The 4,020-nt window shown below is 67.2% G+C and carries 4 protein-coding genes and 1 pseudogene; 1 reads left to right on the top strand and 4 read right to left on the bottom strand.

Annotated elements, in window-relative coordinates:
• Together VGF12_RS22595 and VGF12_RS22600 are read right to left on the bottom strand one after the other, a co-directional pair.
• Positions 1–182 (bottom strand): annotated as a pseudogene (locus VGF12_RS22595) (MFS transporter); the annotation flags it as partial.
• A 62-nt stretch (positions 183–244) separates the two neighbouring features.
• Positions 245–943 (bottom strand): class I SAM-dependent methyltransferase, encoded by a 699-nt coding sequence (locus VGF12_RS22600; protein ID WP_331178299.1) that lies wholly within the window; start codon positions 941–943, stop codon positions 245–247.
• Positions 944–1,061: 118 nt separating this feature from the next.
• Here VGF12_RS22600 and VGF12_RS22605 point away from each other — a divergent pair, with 118 nt between their 5' ends.
• Positions 1,062–1,970, top strand: coding sequence for a LysR family transcriptional regulator (locus VGF12_RS22605; RefSeq protein ID WP_331178300.1), 909 nt, complete (start codon positions 1,062–1,064; stop codon positions 1,968–1,970).
• A 110-nt stretch (positions 1,971–2,080) separates the two neighbouring features.
• On the opposite strand, the gene arsA is transcribed toward VGF12_RS22605, so the two are convergent.
• Together arsA and VGF12_RS22615 are read right to left on the bottom strand one after the other, a co-directional pair.
• Positions 2,081–3,841, bottom strand: a complete 1,761-nt coding sequence (arsA, locus tag VGF12_RS22610) for an arsenical pump-driving ATPase (RefSeq protein WP_331178301.1) — start codon at positions 3,839–3,841, stop codon at positions 2,081–2,083.
• Between the two features lie 13 nt (positions 3,842–3,854).
• The coding region (locus VGF12_RS22615; protein ID WP_331178302.1) for an arsenic metallochaperone ArsD family protein at positions 3,855–4,020 on the bottom strand (166 nt) is incomplete at its 5' end.

Raw genomic sequence — 4,020 nt, forward strand, 5'->3', positions numbered from 1 at the left:
CTGACTACCAGCGTGGTGGTGACCAGCAGGAACGACAGAACCACCCATTGCACCTGCTGGAACGTCGCCTTGAATGCCTGGGCGAGCGTCGGCAGCGAGACGTTGGTGATGCTGGTGGCAAGGGACGGCAGCAGCATGAACAGCGACAGGCTCGCCAGCGCCCATCGGGCGGAGGGCGGCATCGCTGGCGCGGACGGCTTGGCTGGGGTGGGGGGCATGGTCGATCCCTGGACGCTGCTCGGGCTCAGGCGCGCTTCGCGCGGATGACGAGGTCGATGGCGACCTTCTCGCCGTCCGCGGCTTTGATGCGCCGCTCGACCTGGCCGGCCTTGTCGATGACGAGTTCGTCGCCCAGGGCGTCAATGACCTCCGGGACGGTGTAGAGCATCTCGGGGTGCTGCGGGCCGCCGAAACCCCGCGTCAGGTTCTCCAGGTCGTGCGCGATGAACAGCAGCGTGCCTCTCGGAGCGACAGCCTTGATGGCGCGCTTCAGAATGGGCGTGAGCTCGCCCAGCGGCATCTGGAGATATACGAACGTGACCAGGTTGAAGGTCTCGGCCGGCGACTCGAACTGGCGCAGGTCGGCGGTGTCGAACGCAACCTGCCTGTCGAGGCCACGGCGCTCGGCCAGGTGCCGGGCCTTCTCCATGGCGACGGCGGAGAAGTCGACCGCGCGTACCAACCAGCCTTGCGATGCCAGCCAGAGCGCGTTGCGGCCTTCGCCCGCCGCCATGTCGAGGGCCGTGCCAGGCGGCATCCCGGCGACTTCTTCGATCAGGCATGGGTTCGCGTCCGTGGTCCAGACGAACTCCTTGCCGGCGTAGCGCCGGTCCCAGTAGTTCGCTTCGAGCCCCGGAAGCTCGGTGGTTGCGGACGCGGGTGTCTGTTGGCCGCTGAGGGGGCAGACGTCGGGGGCGAATTCGGTGTGCATGGCGGCGTTCAATCAGCGATGTGGACGGTGTGCAGTCAGGTTAGTGATCAAGGTGGAGTGGCGGAAGACGCGCTGTCTGCACTGAATAGTTGCGCTTGACGCCATGTCACACGATGTGCACCCTAGCGGCATGAGCAATCCCGACCTGAACCTGCTGGTGACGCTGGATGTCCTCCTCACCGAGGGCAACGTGTCCCGCGCCGCGAAGCGCCTCCACCTCAGTGCCTCGGCGATGAGTCGTGCGCTGGCCCGGTTGCGGGAGACGACAGGCGACCCACTGCTCGTGCGCGCCGGCAGAGGGCTGGTGCCGACCCCCCGGGCGCTGGAGCTTCGCGACCGCATCGGCGCACTTGTTCAGGAGGCTCAAGCGGCCTTGTCGCCCGTGAAGCCGCTGAACCTCAGGAAGCTGGATAGGACGTTCACGCTGCGAACGAACGAGGGTTTCGCCGAGAACTTCGGTCCGGCACTGCTCGAGCGCATGGCCCAGAACGCGCCCGCGGTTCGGCTGCGGTTCCTGCCGAAGCCGGACAAGGACACCGGGCCGCTTCGGGATGGGCTCGTGGACCTCGAGACGGCGGTGGTTGGCGCGACCTACGGGCCAGAGGTGCGAGTCCGGGCCCTGTTCAGGGACCGTCTGGTCGGCGTGGTTCGGGCGGGCCATCCGCTGGCCACCGGGGAGATGACGACAGAGCGGTATGCGGATGCTGAGCACGTCCTCGCCGCCAGGCAGAACGAAGCGCGAAGCGCTGTCGATGACGCGCTGACGGCGCTGGGGCTGATCCGGCCGATCCGGCTGACAGTGGGTGGGTTTGCCGCTTCGTTGGCGTTGGCCCGAGCGACGGACATGGTGGCGACTGTGCCCGAGCGGCACACGGGAGCGCTGCGAGACGGCATGCACTCGTTTGCGCTGCCGTTCGCGGTTCCGCCGTTCACCGTGTCCCTGCTATGGCATCCGCGCATGGAGGCGGACCCAGGGCATCGCTGGCTGCGCGAGTGCGTGATTGATGTTTGCGCCCAGGAGCTCGAGTCGCTGGTCTGAGTTCTCGAGCGCATGGCGCCCGGCCCGTACGTCTGAAAGGTGCGTCAGTCATCCCATGATGTCTGCGCGCTCGACGGGGAAGTGCGCTTCCCGCGAAGTCGGCACGCCGCTCAGTGCGCACTCCCGACCAGCAGCAGCAGTCTGCTGATTCCGACAGGCTCCTCAGCCAAGAGCGGCACCAGCGCGTACTTGTCGGCGTGCCTGTGCGCGACTGTCTCGATGAAAGGCAACTCCTTGGCGGCTCGTGCGCGCAAAAGTGGTGAGCTCACTCCCGTCGCCGCCACGCTGTTGTTGATGATCCAGGCCCAGGGCTCGATTCCTGCCCGGCGGAGGTCTTCTTGGAGCGCAGCCGCTTCCTGCACGGGGGTGTTCTCGGCCAAGGTCGCGATGAGCACCTTGGTACGGGTCGAGTCCTGCAACTGCATCATGGGGGTCGTGAAATGCACGCCAGACCCGGACATTTGCCGCGCAATTTCCCGATGATAGGCGCCGGTGGCGTCGAGCAGCAGCAAGGTGTGGCCGGTCGGTGCCGTGTCCATGACGACGAACTTTCGGCCAGCCTCCCGGATGACCCGCGAGAACGCCTGAAAGACGGCAATCTCTTCAGTGCAAGGTGAGCGCAGGTCCTCTTCCAGCAGGGCGCGCCCCTGGGCGTCGAGGTGCTTGCCTTTGCTGGCCAGCACCTGGTCGCGGTAGCGTTGCGTCTCGACCTGCGGGTCGATGCGGCTGACGCTCAAGTGCTCCATCTGGCCTGCCAGCGTGTCGGTCAGATGCGCTGCAGGGTCGGACGTCGTCAGATGCACCGGCAGGCCGCGGCGTGCCAGCTCGACTGCTATGGCTGCAGCGAGAGTGGTCTTGCCGACGCCCCCCTTGCCCATCACCATGATGAGGCCGTGCCCAGGCCCGGCCAGGCCGTCCACCAGTCGGGCCAGGGTCGGCGCCTGAAGAGGGCGTGCCACTTCCATTGCGGCGCCTGCGGCAGGCGAGGAGGACCCGAAGAAGCCACGCAGCGCCTCCAGCCCGACCAGGTCGAAGGCCTTCAGCGGAATCTGATCCGTGGGCAGTTCCCGCAGCGCCTCGGGGAGGTTCGCAAGCGCGGCTTGCTCGCGCCTGACCACCGCAGCCGCCAGGGCGTCATGTGCTGCTTCTGCCTCAGGCATGACACCGTTGATGACCAGGTGCTGGCGCGTCAGCCCGATGCGCGCCAGTTCGTCGTGGGTGCGAGCCACTTCCTTCAGGGTGGACGCCTGCGCCCGAGCCACCAGGACCAGACGGGTGCGCCCCGGGTCGCCCAGCGCGTCAACTGCCGCCTTGTACTGGGCACGCTGCTTCTCCAGCCCAGCCAGCGGGCCCAGGCAGGAGGCGTCCCCTTTGCCGGCCTCCAGAAAGCTGTTCCAGGCGCCGGGGAGTTGCAGCAGTCGGATCGTGTGACCCGTCGGCGCGGTGTCGAAGATGACATGTTCGAACCTCGCCACCAGCGCTTCGTCGGTCAGCAGTCCCGTGAACTCGTCGAAGGCAGCAATCTCGGTGGTGCAGGCCCCCGAGAGCTGCTCCTCGATGCCCTTCACGACATCCGCCGGCAACACGCCGCGCACTGGGCCGACGATACGGTCACGGTAGCCCTGCGCCGCCGCCTGCGGGTCAATCTCCAGCGCCCAGAGGTTGTTCACCGCAGGCACCGCTGTGACCTGGTTGCCGATGCGGATGCCAAAGACCTGGCCCACGTTGGAGGCTGGATCGGTGCTGACCAGCAGCACCCGCTTGCCTGCTTCCGCCAGCTTGACCGCCGTGGCACAGGCCAGAGAGGTCTTGCCCACACCGCCCTTGCCGGTGAAGAAGGAGAACCTGGGCAATCCGTCGATGAACTTCATGGCGTGCTCCGGCTCAGCAGCACTTGCCGCCGCTGCAGCAGCTCGAAGCCCCCGCGGCCACGCCGGCAGAGCCAATGCCGGTCCATTGGCTCAGTTGCTGCCGGCTGGGGTAGCGCCCCGCCAGCACCACCTGGCCATCAAGCACGGTGATGGGCAGGGCATCCCGGCCGGAACGTTCC

It is taken from the genome of Roseateles sp. (genome assembly GCF_036404855.1).
GTDB lineage: Bacteria > Pseudomonadota > Gammaproteobacteria > Burkholderiales > Burkholderiaceae_C > Pelomonas.